Source organism: Streptomyces sp. P9(2023) (assembly GCF_032436795.1).
Lineage (GTDB): Bacteria > Actinomycetota > Actinomycetes > Streptomycetales > Streptomycetaceae > Streptomyces.
The window spans coordinates 214,142-230,972 of sequence record NZ_JAUPWM010000005.1 but is presented as its reverse complement, the minus strand read 5'-3'; the positions used below and the strand labels follow the sequence as shown (position 1 = coordinate 230,972).

At 71.4% G+C, this 16,831-nt stretch carries 15 protein-coding genes, 1 pseudogene and 1 riboswitch; of the genes and pseudogenes, 5 read left to right on the top strand and 11 right to left on the bottom strand.

From position 1 onward, the window contains the following. Positions 1-57 precede the first annotated feature (57 nt). Positions 58-744 carry a TetR family transcriptional regulator gene (locus Q5762_RS10400; protein WP_315891806.1) on the top strand — a complete coding sequence of 229 codons (687 nt, stop codon included), beginning with the start codon at positions 58-60 and terminating at the stop codon, positions 742-744. 75 nt (positions 745-819) lie between these two features. Here the strand turns inward: Q5762_RS10400 and Q5762_RS10395 are convergent, their stop codons facing one another. The 3 genes from Q5762_RS10395 to Q5762_RS10385 all read right to left on the bottom strand — a co-directional run bounded on the left by Q5762_RS10395 (position 820) and on the right by Q5762_RS10385 (position 4,180). Then, positions 820-2,373 (bottom strand): ABC transporter substrate-binding protein, encoded by a 1,554-nt coding sequence (locus Q5762_RS10395; RefSeq protein ID WP_315891715.1) that lies wholly within the window; start codon positions 2,371-2,373, stop codon positions 820-822. 238 nt (positions 2,374-2,611) lie between these two features. After that, entirely contained in the window at positions 2,612-3,922 is a 1,311-nt protein-coding gene (locus Q5762_RS10390; RefSeq protein ID WP_315891714.1) for a metallophosphoesterase, read from the bottom strand. Positions 3,923-3,934: 12 nt separating this feature from the next. Further along, a complete protein-coding gene (locus Q5762_RS10385; protein WP_315891713.1) occupies positions 3,935-4,180 on the bottom strand; it encodes an SCO4848 family membrane protein in 246 nt (81 codons plus the stop codon). Between Q5762_RS10385 and Q5762_RS10380 the strand changes: the two are divergent. After that, positions 4,119-5,207 (top strand): annotated as a pseudogene (locus tag Q5762_RS10380) (D-alanyl-D-alanine carboxypeptidase); the annotation flags it as partial. The gene Q5762_RS10385 and the pseudogene Q5762_RS10380 sit on opposite strands and share 62 nt — an antisense overlap. Positions 5,208-5,553: 346 nt before the next feature. Here Q5762_RS10380 and Q5762_RS10375 read toward each other — a convergent pair. From Q5762_RS10375 to Q5762_RS10365, 3 genes are read right to left on the bottom strand one after another with little or no spacing between them, the layout of a single operon-like run. After that, on the bottom strand, positions 5,554-6,534 hold the full coding sequence (locus tag Q5762_RS10375) for a YihY/virulence factor BrkB family protein (protein WP_315891712.1): 981 nt from the start codon (positions 6,532-6,534) through the stop codon (positions 5,554-5,556). 52 nt (positions 6,535-6,586) lie between these two features. Next, complete coding sequence (locus tag Q5762_RS10370; RefSeq protein ID WP_315891711.1) at positions 6,587-7,564, bottom strand: decaprenyl-phosphate phosphoribosyltransferase; 978 nt, start codon at positions 7,562-7,564, stop codon at positions 6,587-6,589. Continuing rightward, positions 7,557-8,120, bottom strand: a complete 564-nt coding sequence (locus Q5762_RS10365) for a phosphatase PAP2 family protein (protein WP_315891710.1) — start codon at positions 8,118-8,120, stop codon at positions 7,557-7,559. Before Q5762_RS10365 ends, Q5762_RS10370 begins: the two co-directional genes overlap by 8 nt. 180 nt (positions 8,121-8,300) lie before the next feature. On the opposite strand from Q5762_RS10365, the gene Q5762_RS10360 reads away from it, so the two are divergent. Beyond that, entirely contained in the window at positions 8,301-9,665 is a 1,365-nt protein-coding gene (locus tag Q5762_RS10360) for an FAD-binding oxidoreductase (protein WP_315891709.1), read from the top strand. A 25-nt stretch (positions 9,666-9,690) separates the two neighbouring features. After that, positions 9,691-10,446, top strand: coding sequence for a decaprenylphospho-beta-D-erythro-pentofuranosid-2-ulose 2-reductase (locus tag Q5762_RS10355; RefSeq protein ID WP_315891708.1), 756 nt, complete (start codon positions 9,691-9,693; stop codon positions 10,444-10,446). 28 nt (positions 10,447-10,474) lie between these two features. Here Q5762_RS10355 and Q5762_RS10350 read toward each other — a convergent pair whose 3' ends face one another. The 3 genes from Q5762_RS10350 to glyA form a co-directional block, all read right to left on the bottom strand. Continuing rightward, positions 10,475-11,062, bottom strand: coding sequence for a 2'-5' RNA ligase family protein (locus Q5762_RS10350; protein ID WP_315891707.1), 588 nt, complete (start codon positions 11,060-11,062; stop codon positions 10,475-10,477). Positions 11,063-11,157: 95 nt separating this feature from the next. After that, entirely contained in the window at positions 11,158-12,171 is a 1,014-nt protein-coding gene (trpS, locus tag Q5762_RS10345) for a tryptophan--tRNA ligase (RefSeq protein WP_315891706.1), read from the bottom strand. A gap of 181 nt (positions 12,172-12,352) precedes the next feature. After that, positions 12,353-13,636, bottom strand: a complete 1,284-nt coding sequence (gene glyA / locus Q5762_RS10340; protein ID WP_315891805.1) for a serine hydroxymethyltransferase — start codon at positions 13,634-13,636, stop codon at positions 12,353-12,355. A gap of 108 nt (positions 13,637-13,744) precedes the next feature. Next, positions 13,745-13,835: riboswitch (ZMP/ZTP riboswitch) on the bottom strand. 107 nt (positions 13,836-13,942) lie between these two features. Here glyA and rocD point away from each other — a divergent pair. Beyond that, positions 13,943-15,148: an ornithine--oxo-acid transaminase gene (rocD, locus tag Q5762_RS10335; RefSeq protein ID WP_315891705.1), complete on the top strand. Its 1,206-nt coding sequence runs from the start codon at positions 13,943-13,945 to the stop codon at positions 15,146-15,148. A 95-nt stretch (positions 15,149-15,243) separates the two neighbouring features. Here the strand turns inward: rocD and Q5762_RS10330 are convergent, their stop codons facing one another. Both Q5762_RS10330 and Q5762_RS10325 read right to left on the bottom strand, forming a co-directional pair. Continuing rightward, complete coding sequence (locus Q5762_RS10330; RefSeq protein WP_315891704.1) at positions 15,244-16,431, bottom strand: glutathionylspermidine synthase family protein; 1,188 nt, start codon at positions 16,429-16,431, stop codon at positions 15,244-15,246. Between the two features lie 16 nt (positions 16,432-16,447). Further along, positions 16,448-16,756, bottom strand: coding sequence for a hypothetical protein (locus tag Q5762_RS10325; RefSeq protein ID WP_315891703.1), 309 nt, complete (start codon positions 16,754-16,756; stop codon positions 16,448-16,450). Positions 16,757-16,831 lie beyond the last annotated feature (75 nt).

The window sequence follows — 16,831 nt, the reverse complement described above, 5'->3', positions numbered from 1 at the left end:
CAGGCCCAGGCCAAGGCCCCGGCCAAGGCCGCGAAGAGCGAACAGACCCGCACGGTCATCCTCGAAACCGCCCTCCGGCTCTTCAAGGACCGCGGCTACGACAAGACGACCATGCGGGCCATCGCCCAGGAGGCCGGGGTCTCCGTCGGGAACGCGTACTACTACTTCGCCTCCAAGGAACACCTCGTCCAGGGCTTCTACGACCGGATCGCCGAGGAACACCAGTCGGCCGTCGAAGGCATCCTGGACAGCGACGAGAAGGACCTCACGGCACGCATCCGCGGGGTCCTGCTCGGCTGGCTCGACATCGCCGAGCCGTACCACGAGTTCGCGTCCCAGTTCTTCAAGAACGCCGCCGACCCGGACAGCCCGCTCAGCCCGTTCTCCCCCGAGTCGGAGGGCCCGCGGGAGGCCGCGATCGAGGTCCACCGCCGGGTCATCGCCGGGGCGAACGTCAAGATCGACCCCGAACTGGCCGAGCCGCTCCCGCAGTTGCTCTGGCTCCAGCAGATGGGCCTGGTGCTGTTCTGGGTGTACGACCGCTCCGAGGGCTGCGCCAACAGCCGCCGGCTCGTCGAGCGGCTCGCCCCCGTCACCGCCCGGGCGATCTCGCTCTCCCGCTTCCGGCTGCTGCGCCCCCTGGTGCGCGAGACCCACGACCTCCTCGCCGACTTCATGCCGACGGCGGCGGGCATGGCGGCCTCGGGCAAGCCCAAGCGTGCGAAGGCCCCGAAGGACAGCTGACGAACGAGCGAGGGGCCCCGAGCCGGTGCACGGCTCGGGGCCCCTCGTTCATGTGCGGACGGGCGTCGGATCCCGTCAGATCCAGCCCAGCTCCCAGAGCCGCCAGACGCCGGTGCCGTCGGTCAGGTACTGCGAGCCCGCGACCTCCGTCGTCGCGAGCACGTAGTCCTTCTTCTGCCAGAGCGGGATCAGCGGGACCTCCTTCACGACCTCCGTCTGGATGTCCTCGAAGTCGTTGGCCGCCGCCGCCCGGTCGCTGTACTGCTGCGTCGCCGCGATCAGCGAGTCGATCTTGCTGCTGGAGAAGCCGTTGTGCATGGCGTTGCCCGCGCCCACCAGCGGGGCGGTGAAGCTGTCGGAGTCCGGGAAGTCGGGCAGCCAGCCAACCGGGTACGCGTCGTACTCGCCGTTCGCGTACCCCTTCTGGAATTCCTGCCACTCCGCCTCGACGAGCTTCACCTTGAAGAGGCCGGACGCCTCCAGCTGGCGCTTCATCTCCTTCGCCTCGGCGGCGTACGTGGCGTCCCTGCGGTAGCCGAGGGTGAAGCTCACGGGCGTCTCGACGTCCGCGTCCTTGAGCAGGCTCTTGGCCTTCTTCTTGGACGGCTCGGGGTAGGCGTCGTAGAACGAGGTGCTGTGGCCGTTGTAGCCCTGCGGGATGAGGGAGTACAGCGGCTCGACCGTGCCGTGGTACGCGCCGGTGACGATCGCCGGGCGGTCGATGACGGCGGCGACGGCCTGCCGGACCGCCTTCTTCGCCATCGGCGAGCCGGACTTCACGTTGAAGTAGAGATTGCGGACCTCGGCGGTCTGCGCCTCGGTGATCCGGGCGGAGTCCTTGTCGTTCCCCACCGTGGAGAGGAACTCCGGCGGCATCTGCCGGTGCGCGATGTCGATCTGCTTGGTCTTCCAGGCGGTCGCCAGCTGCTCGGACTCGGTGAAGTACCGCACGACGACCGCCGGTCCGGACTTGGCCGCGCCCCGGTACTTCGGGTTGGGCTCCAGGCGGGCGCTCTCGCCCGGCTTGAACTCCTTGATGACGTACGGCCCCGAGCCGTCGACCGTGCTGCCCTCGCGCACCTTCTTGGCCGGGTACGTGCTGCGGTCGACGATCGAACCGGCGCCGGTGGTGAGCTTCAGCGGGAAGGTCGCGTCCCGGCTGTTCAGGTTGAAGGTGACCTTCTGACCGTCGGCGACGACGTCCTTGAGGGTCGGGAGGAGCGGCGCGGGACCGGCGTCCGCCTTGATGTCCAGGATCCGCTCGAAGGAGTGCTCGACGTCCTCGCCGGTGACCTTGCGGCCGTTGGAGAAGGTGAGGTCGTCCCGGAGCTCGCACTCGTACGTGGTGAGCCTGGCGCCCACGAACTTGCAGCTCTTCGCCGCGTCCGGAACGGGAGTCGTGACGCCGGGCTTGAAGGTCAGCAGCGTCTGGTAGACGTTGCTGTACATCGCCCAGGAGCCGGCGTCCCACGCACCGGCCGGATCGAGCGAGGTCACCTCGTCCGTCGTGCCGATGGTGATCGGGTCGGTCCGGACGTCGTCGGAGGGCAGCAGCTGCCAGCCTCCCACCCCGGCGGCCACCAGAACTCCACATGTGATGAGGATCCGAAGACGGACCGTCGACCGCATCGCCGTGCTTCCTTTAAGTCGAGCCCACCCCTGCCGCGGCGGCGCCCAGCCATGCCGCGATGGCGTCACCCAATCACACGGGCTTCACAAGCGGAAGAGGAAACCTTCACAGTGCAGGCATATGTCCGGGATGCGATTTCCCGGGCGCGAGCGGTACGTATCGCCCCCTGCGAGATGAGTGACGTGTTCCGCCGACCCGACCCTTATGCGACGGTTTGCCCGCTGCCTTCCCTGCTTGTCATGCCTGCTTCGAGGCCAGCTGGACGACGGTGATGTCGGAGGGCGCTCCGACCCGGACCGGGGGACCCCAGGCGCCCGCGCCGCGGGAGACGTAGAGCTGGGTGTCGCCGTACCGCTCCAGACCGGCGACGGTCGGATTGGCCAGCTCGGCGAGGTAGTTGCCGGGCCAGAGCTGACCGCCGTGGGTGTGACCGGAGAGCTGGAGGTCGACGCCGTGGCGGACTGCGTCGTCGATGACGATCGGCTGGTGGGCGAGGAGGACGGCGGCCTTCGCGCGGTCGCGGTCACCGAGCGCGGCGGCGAAGTCGGGGCCCTGGCCCTCGCTCTCGCCGGCGATGTCGTCGACCCCGGCGAGGTCGAAACCGGCCGCGATCTCCAGGCGTTCGTTGCGCAGCGGGCGCATCCCGAGCTCGCGCACGTGGTCGACCCAGGCGTCGGCACCGGAGAAGTACTCGTGGTTGCCGGTCACGAAGAACGAGCCGTGCCGGGCCTTGAGCCGGGCGAGCGGCTCGGCGGCGGAGCCGAGGTTCTCGACGGTGCCGTCGACCATGTCGCCGACGACGGCGATCAGATCGGGCTGGGTGGAGTTGATGGTGTCGACGATGCGCTGGGCGTGGGCGCGGCCGAGGGTGGGCCCGAGGTGGATGTCGGAGACTACGGCGATCCGGTACCCGTGCAGCGCGCGCGGAATCTTCGCCAGCGGCACGGTGACCCGCTTGACGCGCGGGCCGCGCAGGACGCCGTACGTGCCGTAGCCGACGGTCCCCACGGCGGCGGCCGCCGCGGCGCCGCCGACGACGCGCGCCACGAAGAGGCGCCGGGAGACGGCGGTGACACCGGAGTCGGCGCCGGGGGTCTCGGCGGGGTTCTGCGGGGCACTGTCGGCCGGGGTCTCTGCGGGGCTCGCGACGGGGCTGTCGGTGGCTGGCACGGTCGCCGGGGCCGGGGCCGGGGAGGGTGCCTGTACGGCGACCGGGGCCTGCCCGGCCGCCCGGCGCTCCAGGACGCGCCGCAGCAGCGGGCGGACGGCCTCCCCGACCACCAGGGCGAGGGTCACGTACAGCAGCAGCGCCAGCCAGAGGTAGCCCGGCCAGGCCACGACCTGCTGGAGCCAGAACGGGGCGCCGGCCCGCGACGAGACGAGCGCGGCGACCGACAGCGCGGGCAGGACGAACGCGGCGCCGGTCCCCAGCCGCCGCGACACGCTCCCCCGGGCGGTGACATCGCGCACGAGGCGCCGCCACACATACCAGTGAACCCCGCCCAGGACACCGAGGGCCACGACGGCCACCAGAAGAAAGCCGAGCACGCGCCCCACCCCTTATCCGCGCTCGCGGCGCAATGCGCGCACGCCACGCAACCCGATCACGCCGACCACCGTCCCCAGAACAAAGGACGTGATGGCGAGCAGCAGATGAACCCAGAAGTAGGCCGTCGGGCCGCCCGCGTCGTCGAAGGCGAGACCGCTCCCGTCGTTCCACAGGTTCTTGACGAAAGTGATCCAGATGAACCAGCTCCACACCCCGAACGCGAGCAGGAACCAGGAGACCGGCCGGCTGAGCTTCATATCCCCAGTATCACCACCCGTCCCAGCGGCCCCGGCGCCGGGGCGGCCCGGGAATCGGGGCCGCCAGGACGGCCGGGACGCGCACGAGCGCCCGAAAGTACGTACGAGTGGTCACGTTCGGCCGAACAGCCCGCCGGGGTTCGGTTCGTTGAGCGGTACCTGTACGTTTTCGATCGTGTCTGCTTCGAAGAAGACCGCTCGGACGGTCGTCGCCGCCGCGCTGCTCCCCCTCCTCGCCGCCGCCCCCGCCCACGCGGACAAGGTGGACAACAAGGAGGACCAGCAACCCAAGCCGCCCGCCCTCATGTCCTCTGTCGGAGGGTCGCTGCTCAGCAGGCCAGGTACGCAGGTCCAGCTCGGGCCCGGGGCGCCGGTGCTGCCCAAGGAGGTCAGCGCGCGGTCGTGGATCGTCGCGGACGCCGAGACCGGTCAGGTGCTCGCCGCACACAACTCGCACTGGCCGCTCGCCCCCGCCTCCACGCTCAAGATGCTCTTCGCGGACACGGTGCTGCCCAAGTTCCCGAGGACGGCGACCCACACCGTCGCGGCGCAGGACCTGGCGGGGCTGGGCGCGGGCTCCAGTCTCGTCGGGATCAAGGAGAAGCAGACCTACACCGTCCACGACCTCTGGCTCGGTGTCTTCCTTCGCTCCGGCAACGACGCCGTGCGGGTGCTCTCCGCGATGAACCAGGGCATCCCGAAGACCGTACGGGACATGCAGGACCGCGCCGACGAGCTCCAGGCCCTCGACACGCACGTCGTCTCGCCGGACGGCTACGACGCCCCGGGCCAGGTCTCCTCCGCGTACGACCTCACACTGATCGCCCGTAGCGGCATGCAGAAGGCGGACTTCAGGGAGTACGCGGCGACCGCCCGGGCCGCCTTCCCCGGCGAGCAGAAGCCGGGCAAGAAGCGCGAGACCTTCGACATCCAGAACACCAACCGGCTGCTCACCGGCGACCTCGGCGTCGCGCCGTACCAGGGCATCGCCGGCGTCAAGAACGGCAGCACGACGCACGCCGGCTCCACGTTCACCGGCGTTGCGGAACGTAATGGCAAAGTCCTGCTCGTGACGGTGATGAACCCGTCCTCCAAGGAGCAGCACGCGGTCTACAAGGAGACCGCCCGGCTCCTCGACTGGGGCTTCGCCTCGACCGGGAAGGTGAAGCCGGTCGGCGAGCTGGTCGCGCCGAAGTCCGCCCGGACGAACCCCGGCACCGGGAGCGACGGCTCGACGCCGGCGCCCGGCAAGAACGCCCCGGGCGCGGACGCCGCCAGGAACGTCGCCGCCGGGGAGCGGTCCGGTGGCATCGGGATCGCGCTCGCCGTGATCGGCGGTGTGCTGTTGCTGCTCGCGGGCGCCGTCTTCCTCGTCAACCGCCGCTGGCCGCTGCGCGGCCCTCGGACGGAGGCTCCGGAGTCCCCTGACTCCCCTGGCTCCCAGGAGCCGGAGACCCTTCCCGACTCTCCTGACTCTCCTGCTTCTCCTGACGCCCGGGATCGGAGCGCGACCCCGTAGCCGTCCAGGCGGCGCAGAACAGCAGCAGCTTCGCGGTGAAGTTGATCCAGAGCAGCAGCGCGACCGGCACGCCGAACGCGCCGTACATCGACTTCCCCGCGACCTCCCGCATATAGCCGCCGATCAGCAGCTTCAGCAGCTCGAAGCCGATCGCGCCGATCACCGCGGCCACCACCAGGCGGCGGCGCGGCGGGTGTACGCCGGGAAGCAGCGTCAGCAGGTACAGCAGGACCAGGAAGCCCGCGACGGCGGCGACGGCGACGGAGGCCACCTGGAGCAGGATCCCGGTGGCCCCTTCGCCGGAGATCCCCACCCGGTCGGCGCTCCAGCCGACGGCGGTGGAGCCGAGCCAGGACGCGGCGAGCGAGCAGAGCCCGACCCCGCCGAGCCCGAGCAGCACGAGCGCGTCCTTGCCCTTGCGCACGACGGGGTTGCCCTCGTCCTGGTCGTCGAGCCCCCACACCGCGCGCAGGCAGTCCCGCATCGAGCCGATCCACCCGATGCCGGTGAAGAGCAGCAGCGCGCCGGCGACGAGGCCGATCGTGCCCGCGTTGTCCACGAGCCCGCCGATGTTGAGCTGGTCGGAGATGCCGGGGACCTGCTCGGAGACCTTGTCCTCGATCTTGTCCAGCTGCTCCTTGCTGAGCAGCGCGGCGCCGACCGCCGCGGCGACGGCGATCAGCGGGAACAGCGCCAGGAAGCTGATGAAGGTGATGGCGGCGGCGAGCCGGGTCCAGCGGGCGGCGTCGAGTGTCTCGTACGAACGCCAGGCATGCGTCTTCATGAGCCTGGTGACCCAGGGGCCGATGACGGGGAGCTTGGTCAACCAGTCCATGTCGTACCCGTACCCCTTGATCTCGTGCCGCTATCGCGTGCTTCCGACGGACTCACAGGTCCGCGACCGCCATGCCGTACATCGCCGCCCAGGCCAGGCCGATGACCGCGAGCGGGCGGTCGCGCAGGACGACGTCCTCGGGGGCGCCGGCGGTGCCGCGGTCGGCGAAGACGGCGTACCGCAGGACGGCGAGGATGAACGCGATCACGGAGAGCTGGCGCCAGGGCAGCAGCGAGCCGGTGGCGACGCCACCGCTCTCCAGCGCCCAGAGGCAGTAGCCGAGGACGGCGACGCCGGCCGCCAGCTGCCAGACGAAGCGCAGATATCCGGTCGTGTACTGGGTGAGCAGCGCCCGGGTCGCGCCCTGCACGCCCTCCATCTGGACGGCCTCGGAGTAGCGCTTGGCGGCGACCATGAAGAGGGCGCCGAAGCCGGTGGTGATCAGGAACCAGCGGGAGAGCGGGATCCCGAGCGCGACCCCGCCGATCATGGCCCGCATCAGAAAGCCGGTGGTGACGACGGCCAGGTCGACGACGAGGACCTGTTTGAGGCGCAGACAGTACGCGAACTGCATCACGAGGTACGCGATGAGCAGCGCGGCGGTCATCGGGTTGCACAGGACCGCGCTCGCGGTGGCGGCCCCGAGGGCGAGGAGGGCGCCGGTGGCGTACGCGAGGGGTACGGGGACGAGGCCGGCGGCGACGGGTCGGCGGCACTTGACCGGGTGGGCGCGGTCGGCGGCGGAGTCACGGGCGTCGTTGACGAGGTAGACGGCGGAGGCGGCGGCCGTGAACAGGGCGAAGACCAGGGCGAGTCGGGCGGCCGTGTGCCAGGAGACGAGCTGCCCGGCGGCGACGGGCGCGGCGACGACGAGCACGTTCTTGACCCACTGCCGGGGCCGCGCGGTCCTGACGAGCCCGGCGCCGACGGCGACCGCCTGCCGGCCGGCGCGCGCCCGCTGCGGCCGTTCCCGTACGACGAGGGGCTCGCCGAGAACGGCGGCGAGGCCGGTCGCGGTCCGCTCAGCCACGGCGGCCACCGGGGAGCGCGGGGCCAGGCGCTCGCAGCCAGGCGCGGCCCAGGGCGGCCGTCACGGCGCCCAGGAGCGCGCCCGCCGCCACGTCCGTCGGGTAGTGGACGCCGACGATCAGCCGGGAGACGCACATCGCGGCAGAAGCCGGGACGGCGACGCGGCCGGCCGCCGGACGGAGGGCGGCGAAGGCGACGGCCGCCGCGGCGGCCGAGGTCGCGTGGGAGCTGGGGAAGGAGTGCCGGCCCGCCGTGCGGACCAGCGGCTCGTACTCCACCGCCGCCGGCCGTGGCCGCCGCACCACCCGCTTGACGCCCATGCTGGCCAGATGCGCCCCGGCGATCAGGGCCGTACCGCGCAGCCAGCCGGCCCGGCGGTTCCGGTCCACCGCCGCGCCGGCGAGTCCGGCGGCGAGCCAGAGCGCGCCGTGCTCGCCGCCGAAGGACAGCGCGCGGGCGGCCGTCGCCACGCGCGCGTGGCGCCCGCAGTCGCGCAGGACGGCCAGGAGTCTCCTCTCGACCCCGGCCCCGGCCACGGCCACGTCCGCGTCTCGCATTCGCTCCGCCTCCCCGGATCCCGGTCGACTCCTCCGTCCAGCTGGTCGACCAGGGGTGACTCTGACCCGGCGGCGCGGCGACCGCACGGCAATCTTTCCTGACACTCCTTTAATCACCCATTCGGCGAACCGAAGAGCAAACCCGACATAACCAGCACACCGGGCGATACGGTCACCTTCATGGCTGTCCACACCGATGCCGAGCCCCTCACCGGCTGGGGCCGCACCGCCCCCACCCTCGCGCGCGTGCACCGCCCCCGCAGCTACCAGGAGGCGGCGGAGGTCGTCCGCGCCTGCGGTGCGCGCGGCTCCATCGCGCGCGGTCTCGGCCGCGCCTACGGCGACGCCGCGCAGAACGCCGGCGGCTCCGTCCTCGACATGACCGGCCTCGACCGGATCCGCTCGGTCGACGCCGTCGCGGGGGTCGTCGTCTGCGACGCGGGCGTCAGCCTGCACCGGCTGATGGAGGTGCTGCTCCCGCTCGGCTGGTTCGTCCCCGTCACCCCCGGGACCAGGTACGTCACCGTCGGCGGCGCGATCGGCGCCGACATCCACGGCAAGAACCACCACGTCTCCGGATCGTTCGGCCGCCATGTGGCCGCCCTCGAACTCCTCACCGCCGACGGGGCGATCCACACCGTCGTCCCCGGCACGGACCTCTTCGACGCCACCACCGGAGGCATGGGCCTGACGGGTGTCATCCTCTCGGCGACCCTGCGGCTGCTCCCCGTCGAGACCTCGCTGATGTCCGTCGACACCGAACGCGCCACGGACCTCGACGACCTGATGGCCCGGCTCACCGCCACCGACCACCACTACCGCTACTCGGTCGCCTGGATCGACCTCCTCGCGCGCGGCGCCGCCACCGGCCGGTCCGTCCTCACCCGCGGCGACCACGCCCCGTACGACGCGATCCCCGTCCGCGACCGCCGGGCCCGCCGCGCGCCGCTCGCCTTCCGCCCCGGGCAGCTGCCGGCCGCGCCCGCGCTCGTCCCCGAGGGGCTGCTAGGCCGCTCGACGGTGGGGCTGTTCAACGAGGTCTGGTACCGCAGGGCGCCGCGCCGCCGCACCGGCGAACTCCAGCGGATGTCCGCCTTCTTCCACCCCCTCGACGGCGTCCCGCACTGGAACCGGATCTACGGGCGCGGCGGCTTCGTCCAGTACCAGTTCGTCGTCGGCCACGGGCACGAGGAGACGCTGCGCCGGATCGTGAAGCGGATCGCGCGCCGCGGCTGTCCTTCGTTCCTCGCCGTACTGAAGCGGTTCGGCGCGGGCGACCCGGGCTGGCTCTCGTTCCCCGTGCCCGGCTGGACGCTCGCGCTCGACATCCCGGCCCGGCTCTCCGGTCTCGGCGCGTTCCTCGACGAGCTGGACGAGGAGGTGGCGGACGCGGGCGGCCGGGTCTACCTCGCGAAGGACTCGCGGCTGCGGCCCGAGGTGCTGGACGCGATGTACCCGAGGCTCGCCGACTTCCGCGCGCTGCGCGCCGCGCTCGACCCGCGTTCCGTGTTCAGGTCGGACCTCTCCCGTCGTCTCGCCCTCTGATTGCTCTCTGAGGAGTTTGATCGTCATGAAGGACGCCTTCGGTGCCCCGCAGTCCCTTCTCCTGCTCGGCGGCACGTCCGAGATCGGTCTCGCCACCGCCCGCCGGCTGATCGCCCGCCGCACCCGTACGGTCTGGCTCGCCGGCCGCCCCTCGCCCGCCCTGACGGCCGCCGCCGACTCGCTGCGCGCACTGGGCGCGGAGGTGCGCACGGTGCCGTTCGACGCACTCGACACGGAGTCGCACGCGGAGCGGCTCGGCAAGATTTTCACCGAGGGCGACATCGATCTGGTGCTGCTCGCCTTCGGGATCCTCGGCGACCAGGCGCACGACGAGGCCGACCCGCTCGCCGCCGTCCGGGTCGCCCAGACCAACTACACGGGCGCGGTCTCGGCGGGCCTGATCTGCGCGGGGGCGCTGCAGGCACAGGGGCACGGCTCGCTGGTGGTGCTGTCGTCGGTGGCCGGCGAGCGCGCCCGCCGGGCGAACTTCATCTACGGCTCGTCCAAGGCCGGTCTCGACGCGTTCGCCCAGGGCCTCGGGGACGCGCTGCAGGGGACCGGGGTGCACGTGATGGTCGTACGCCCCGGATTCGTACGGTCGCGGATGACGGCCGGCCTGGAGGAGGCGCCGCTGGCGACGACCCCGGAGGCGGTCGCCCTGGCGATCGAGCTGGGGCTGCGGCGCCGCTCGGAGACGGTGTGGGTGCCGGGCGCGCTGCGGGTGGTGATGTCGGCCCTGCGGCACGTACCGAGGCCGGTGTTCCGACGGCTGCCGGTGTGAGACCGGTGTGAGACCGGTTTTCGGCCGATCAGCAGGTGGGCGTCGGGGTGTCCACCGAGGTGCCCTGGGCCGGGACGCCGGGGATGTGGCGGCTGTCGCCGAACTCGAAGACGCGGAGCTTGCGCCAGACGCCGTCCGCGCCCTGTTCGTACAGGGCGAAGGACGTGCAGGTCCAGGCGGCCTCGAAGTCGGCCAGCTCCGCGTAGGCGCGGTCCATCGCCTCCTCGGCGATGCCGTGCGCGACGGTGACGTGCGGGTGGTACGGGAACTGCAGCTCGCGCACGAGCGGGCCGGACTCGTCCCGTACCCGTTCCTGGAGCCAGGCGCAGGAGGAGACGCCCTCGGCGAGCATCACGTACACGACCGGGGAGAGGGGGCGAAACGTTCCCGTACCGCTCAGCCGGACCGGGAAGCAGCGGACGCCCGCGGCGACCTCGGCGAGATGCGCCTGGATCGCGGGGAGCCGCTCCTCGTCCACCTCGGTCGGCGGGACGAGGGTGACGTGCGTGGGGATGCCGTGCGCGGCGGGATCCCCGAAGCCCGCGCGCAGCTCCTGGAGCAGGCTGCCATAGGGCTCCGGGACCGCGATCGAAACGCCGAGCGTTACGGTCCCCACGTCGTTCTCCTCCGTAGTCGTGTCATATCGGGACGGGTGGTGGTGCAGACGCCAGTGTGCGGCCTGCACCACCCCTGAGGCCAGAGTCCTTGGACTCAGTGCTTGGCGGGCAGGAAGCCCACCCGCTCGTAGGTCTGCGCCAGGGTCTCGGCGGCGACCGCCCGGGCCTTCTCCGCGCCCTTGGCCAGGACCGAGTCCAGGGTCTCCGGGTCGTCCAGGTATTCCTGCGTACGGGTCCGGAACGGAGTGACGAACTCCACCATGACCTCGGCGAGGTCGGTCTTCAGGGCGCCGTACATCTTGCCCTCGTAGCTCGTCACCAGGTCGGCGATGCTCGTCCCGGTGAGCGTGGACATGATGGAGAGCAGGTTGGAGACGCCGGCCTTGTTCTCCGGGTCGAAGCGGATGACCGTGTCGGTGTCGGTGACCGCGCTCTTGACCTTCTTCGCCGTCACCTTCGGCTCGTCGAGGAGGTTGATCAGCCCCTTCGGCGTGGACGCCGACTTGGACATCTTGATCGACGGGTCCTGGAGGTCGTAGATCTTGCCCGTCTCCTTGAGGATGTACGGGGCCGGGATCGTGAACGTCTCACCGAAGCGGCCGTTGAACCGCTCCGCGAGGTCGCGGGTCAGCTCGATGTGCTGGCGCTGGTCCTCGCCGACCGGGACCTGGTCGGCCTGGTAGAGCAGGATGTCGGCGACCTGGAGGATCGGGTACGTGAAGAGGCCGACGGTGGCCCGGTCGGCACCCTGCTTCGCGGACTTGTCCTTGAACTGGGTCATGCGGGAGGCCTCGCCGAAGCCGGTGAGGCAGTTCATGACCCAGCCGAGCTGCGCGTGCTCGGGGACGTGACTCTGGACGAAGAGGGTGCAGCGTTCCGGGTCGAGACCGGCGGCGAGCAGCTGCGCGGCGGCGAGCCGGGTGTTGGCGCGGAGCTCGGCGGGGTCCTGCGGGAGCGTGATCGCGTGCAGGTCCACCACCATGTAGAAGGCGTCGTGGGACTCCTGCAGCGCGACCCACTGGCGGACGGCACCGAGGTAGTTGCCGAGGTGGAACGAGCCTGCGGTGGGCTGGATTCCGGAGAGCACGCGGGGACGATCAGAGGCCATGGGAGCCATTCTCTCAGGTGCGCGCGCGGATCAGTGCGGGCACCGTTCCAGGGGCTACCTCGGCCCCACTGGGCCGGGGCCCCGCCCTCGTTGTGGGCAACTGTTCCGCTGGGACGATTGCCCATACGGCGGGGCCGGGGTTGGGCACCGCCCACGCGGGGTGGGCGCGAAGGGGCCCGGGTCAGGTCGGGAGGCCGGGGGCCGGGTAGGCGGTCAGGAGGGTGGCTACTTCCGAGCGGATCGTGCGCAAGGTCTCCTCGTCGGACGTGCCCGCCGCCGCCACCCCCCGGTCGATCCACTCCGCGACCTGGGCCATGTGCTCCGTACCCAGGCCCCGAGACGTGAGGGACGGGGTGCCGATGCGAATGCCGGAGGGGTCGAAGGGCTTCCGGGGGTCGTAGGGGACGGTGTTGTAGTTGACGACGATCCCCGCCCGGTCGAGGGCCTTCGCCGCGATCTTGCCGGGGACGTTCTTCGGCGTGAGGTCCATCAGGATCAGGTGGTTGTCGGTGCCGCCGGACACCAGGTCGAAGCCGCGCGCGAGGAGCGCCTCGGCGAGGGCCTTGGCGTTGGCGACGACCGCGTGCGCGTACTCGCGGAAGGACGGCTGGGACGCCTCGCGCAGGGCGACGGCGATGGCCGCCGTGGTCTGGTTGTGCGGCCCGCCCTGAAGCCCGGGGAAGACCGCCTTGTCGAGGACCTTCGCGTGCTCCTCCCGGGACATCAGCATCGCGCCGCGCGGGCCGCGCAGGGTCTTGTGGGTGGTCGTCGAGATGACATCGGCGTACGGGACCGGGGACGGGTGGGCGCCGCCCGCGATCAGCCCGGCGATGTGGGCGATGTCCGCGACCAGAACCGCGCCCGACTCACGCGCGATCTCGGCGAAGGCGGCGAAGTCGATCGTGCGCGGCAGCGCCGTACCCCCGCAGAAGATCACCTTCGGGCGCTCCTTGAGGGCCAGCTCGCGGACCTCGTCGAAGTCGATGAGCCCGGTGTCCTGGCGTACGCCGTACTGCACGCCCCGGAACCACCGCCCGGTCACGGAGACGCCCCAGCCGTGGGTGAGGTGGCCGCCCATCGGCAGCGCCATTCCCATCACGGTGTCACCGGGCTCGGCGAAGGCGAGGTAGACGGCGAGGTTGGCGGGGGAACCGGAGTAGGGCTGCACATTGGCGTGGTCGACGCCGAAGACGGCCTTGGCGCGCTCGACGGCGAGGGTCTCGACCTGGTCGATGTTCTGCTGACCCTCGTAGTAGCGGCGGCCGGGGTAGCCCTCGCTGTACTTGTTCTGCAGGACCGTGCCGGAAGCCTCCAGGACGGCACGGGAGGCGTAGTTCTCGCTGGGGATCAGCCGCAGGGTCTCGGCCTGCAACCGCTCCTCGGCACCGACGAGCGCGGCGAGTTCGGGGTCGGCGGCGGCGAGGGCGGGATGGCTGGACGCGTTCGACGCGTTCGTGGCGTTCATCGCGTTCGTGGCGTTCGTGGCGTTCGTGGCGCTCATGGCGTTCCTCCGGGCGTTTCGGCGGGCCCCGGGGCACTGCGACGACGACGCGGCACCACACGGGACGGGTCCTTGTGGTGCCCAGGCGGGCGGCACCGCGTGTGGTCTGCCGCGCACGACTCCCCCGGGGTCGATTCCCCGTGCGCCAGTCGCCGTGCGTGTTTCCAGACTAGCTGGCGCGCCGTCGTACAGGTTTCTTCGTCCGGCATCCGAGCGACGATAAGAAAGGGAACCACACCCGCCCCTGCCCGCAGGACGAACGGAGACCCCGTGTCGAGTACGCAAGACGCGATCGCTTCCGCGGAGGCGCACAGCGCGCACAACTACCACCCCCTGCCCATCGTCGTCGCCTCGGCCGACGGGGCCTGGATGACCGACATCGAGGGGCGCCGCTACCTCGACATGCTCGCCGGGTACTCGGCGCTCAACTTCGGGCACGGCAACCGGCGGCTGATCGACGCCGCGCGGGCGCAGCTGGAACGGGTGACGCTCACGTCGCGAGCGTTCCACCACGACCGGTTCGCCGAGTTCTGCTCGCAGCTCGCGGAGCTGTGCGGCAAGGACATGGTCCTGCCGATGAACACCGGCGCGGAGGCGATCGAGACGGCGGTGAAGACCGCGCGGAAGTGGGGGTACGAGGTGAAGGGCGTGCCGGACGGGCACGCGAAGATCGTGGTCGCGGCGAACAACTTCCACGGCCGGACGACCACGATCATCAGCTTCTCCACGGACCACGAGGCCCGTGACCACTACGGCCCGTACACGCCGGGCTTCGAGATCGTCCCGTACGGCGATCTGACCGCGATGGAGGCCGCGGTCACCGCCCACACGGTCGCGGTGCTGATCGAGCCGATCCAGGGCGAGGCGGGGGTCCTGGTCCCGCCGGCCGGGTATCTGCGCGGGGTGCGGGAGTTGACCCGCGAGCGGAACGTGCTGTTCATCGCGGACGAGATCCAGTCGGGGCTCGGCCGGACCGGGCGGACGTTCGCGTGCGAGCACGAGGGTGTGGTGCCGGACGTGTACGTCCTGGGCAAGGCGCTGGGCGGCGGTGTCGTCCCGGTCTCGGCGGTGGTCGCGGACCGCGACGTGCTGGGGGTGTTCCGGCCGGGCGAGCACGGCTCGACGTTCGGCGGGAACCCGCTGGCGTGCGCGGTGGCCCTGGAGGTGATCGCGATGCTGCGGACGGGCGAGTACCAGCAGCGCGCGGCGGAACTGGGCGAGCACCTGCACGCGGAGCTGGGGCTGCTGGTGGGCGGAGGCGCGGTGGAGGCGGTGCGCGGGCGCGGGCTGTGGGCGGGGGTGGACATCGCGCCGTCGCGGGGCACGGGGCGGGAGATTTCGGAGAAGCTGATGGAGCGGGGGGTGCTGGTGAAGGACACGCACGGCTCTACGATCCGGATCGCGCCGCCGCTGGTGATCTCCAAGGAGGACCTGGACTGGGGGTTGGAGCAGTTGCGGGCGGTGCTGGCCGGCTGACGGCGAGGGGGGCGGGGGGCGGGGCGGAGGCGCCCGCAAGGGAGCCGTCCCGTTGTGCCCACCCTCCCCCACGTTCAAGGCCCGACGGCACTACGTCACAGGATGACGTGTGGGAGGAAGCGGGCGTACTCGTCTGTGATCGGGCCCGCCGACTCCCGGATGCCGAGTCCCGCCGCCTCGTCCTCGACGACCCACGCGCCGAGGACGACGCGGTTGCCGTCGAAGTCGGGCAGCGGGGCCAACTCCTGGTAGCAGCACGGTTCGTCGTCCCGTACGACCGGCTCCGTGCCCGCCTCGTGGATCGTGACGCCCGCGCCCTCGCGGCCGAGGAGGGGCTTGGCGACGTAGCCGCCGCGCGTGGCGAGTTCGCGCGGGCCGTCGAGGTAGGCCGGCAGCAGGTTGGGGTGGCCGGGGTACAGCTCCCAGAGGATCGCGAGCAGCGCCTTGTTGGAGAGCAGCATCTTCCAGGCGGGCTCGATCCAGCAGGTCGTACCCGTACCGCCGCCGTTGTCGAGGGTGTCCAGGACGTACGGGCCGAAGCGGTCGGTTGCGAGCCACTCCCACGGGTAGAGCTTGAAGCAGCTGCGGATGAACCGGAGCCGGTCGTCCACGAACCGCCCCGAGAGCCGGTCCCAGCCTATCTGTTCGACCGACAGCGCCTCCGTGTCGAGGCCGGCCTGCTGGGCGGTCTCGCGCAGGTACGCGACCGTCATCAGGTCCTCGCCGAGCTCGTCGCCGTCGGAGTGGACGAAGTGCACGGGGTTGCCGGGCGGCAGCAGCGGGGCCTGCCGCTTCCAGGCGTCGACGAGCCGTTCGTGGAGGGAGTTCCACTGGTCGGCGCCGGGGAAACGATCCTCCATCCAGAACCACTGCGGGCTGGCCGCCTCCACCAGCGAGGTGGGGGTGTCGGCGTTGTACTCCAGCATCTTGGCCGGGCCCGTACCGTCGTAACGGAGGTCGAACCGGCCGTAGAGGGACGGCAGTTCGGCGCGGCGGCGCCAGGACTCGGCGACGAGGGCGACGAGCCGGGGGTCGGTGAGACCGAGCTCGGCGAACCGGTCCTGCTCGACGATGTGCGCCGCCGCCGCGAGGCACATGGCGTGCAGCTCCTCGACGACCTCCTCCAGGGCCTCGACCTCGGGCAGGGTGAAGGAGTAGTACGCGCTCTCGTCCCAGTACGGGCGCAGGGAGCCGTCCGGGTAGCGGGTCAGGGGGTAGACGAGCCCCTGCTCCTCCACCGTCTGCTGCCACCCCGGCCGGGGTTCGATCGTGTGCCGCCGCATGTCGTGAGGTCTCCGCTCAGCCGCCGCTGGAACCGGAGCAGCCGAAGCCGCCGGTGTCGACGGCCGTCTTGTCGAAGCTGCCGCCACTGACCCTGTTGTCGCTGACGCTGCCGCCGTAGTAGTACGAGCCGCGGGCGGTACCGGAGCTGGAGCTGGAGCTGCTGCCGCTGCTGCTGCTGCTGCTCTCGCACTCGTAACTGGGCAGCTTTCCGCGCGTCAGCGGGTCGACACACCGCTTGTCGGGCTCGGAGCCGCAGGACGTGATCGTCGCCGCGAGCACCCCCATACCGCCGAGCACCACCGTGCTCGACCTCAGCCTGCGCATGAATCAGCCTCCCCATCCCGTGGTCGCGACCGCACAGTTTAGGCCGATGTCCGAGCCGCCCCGCACTAGAGTCCA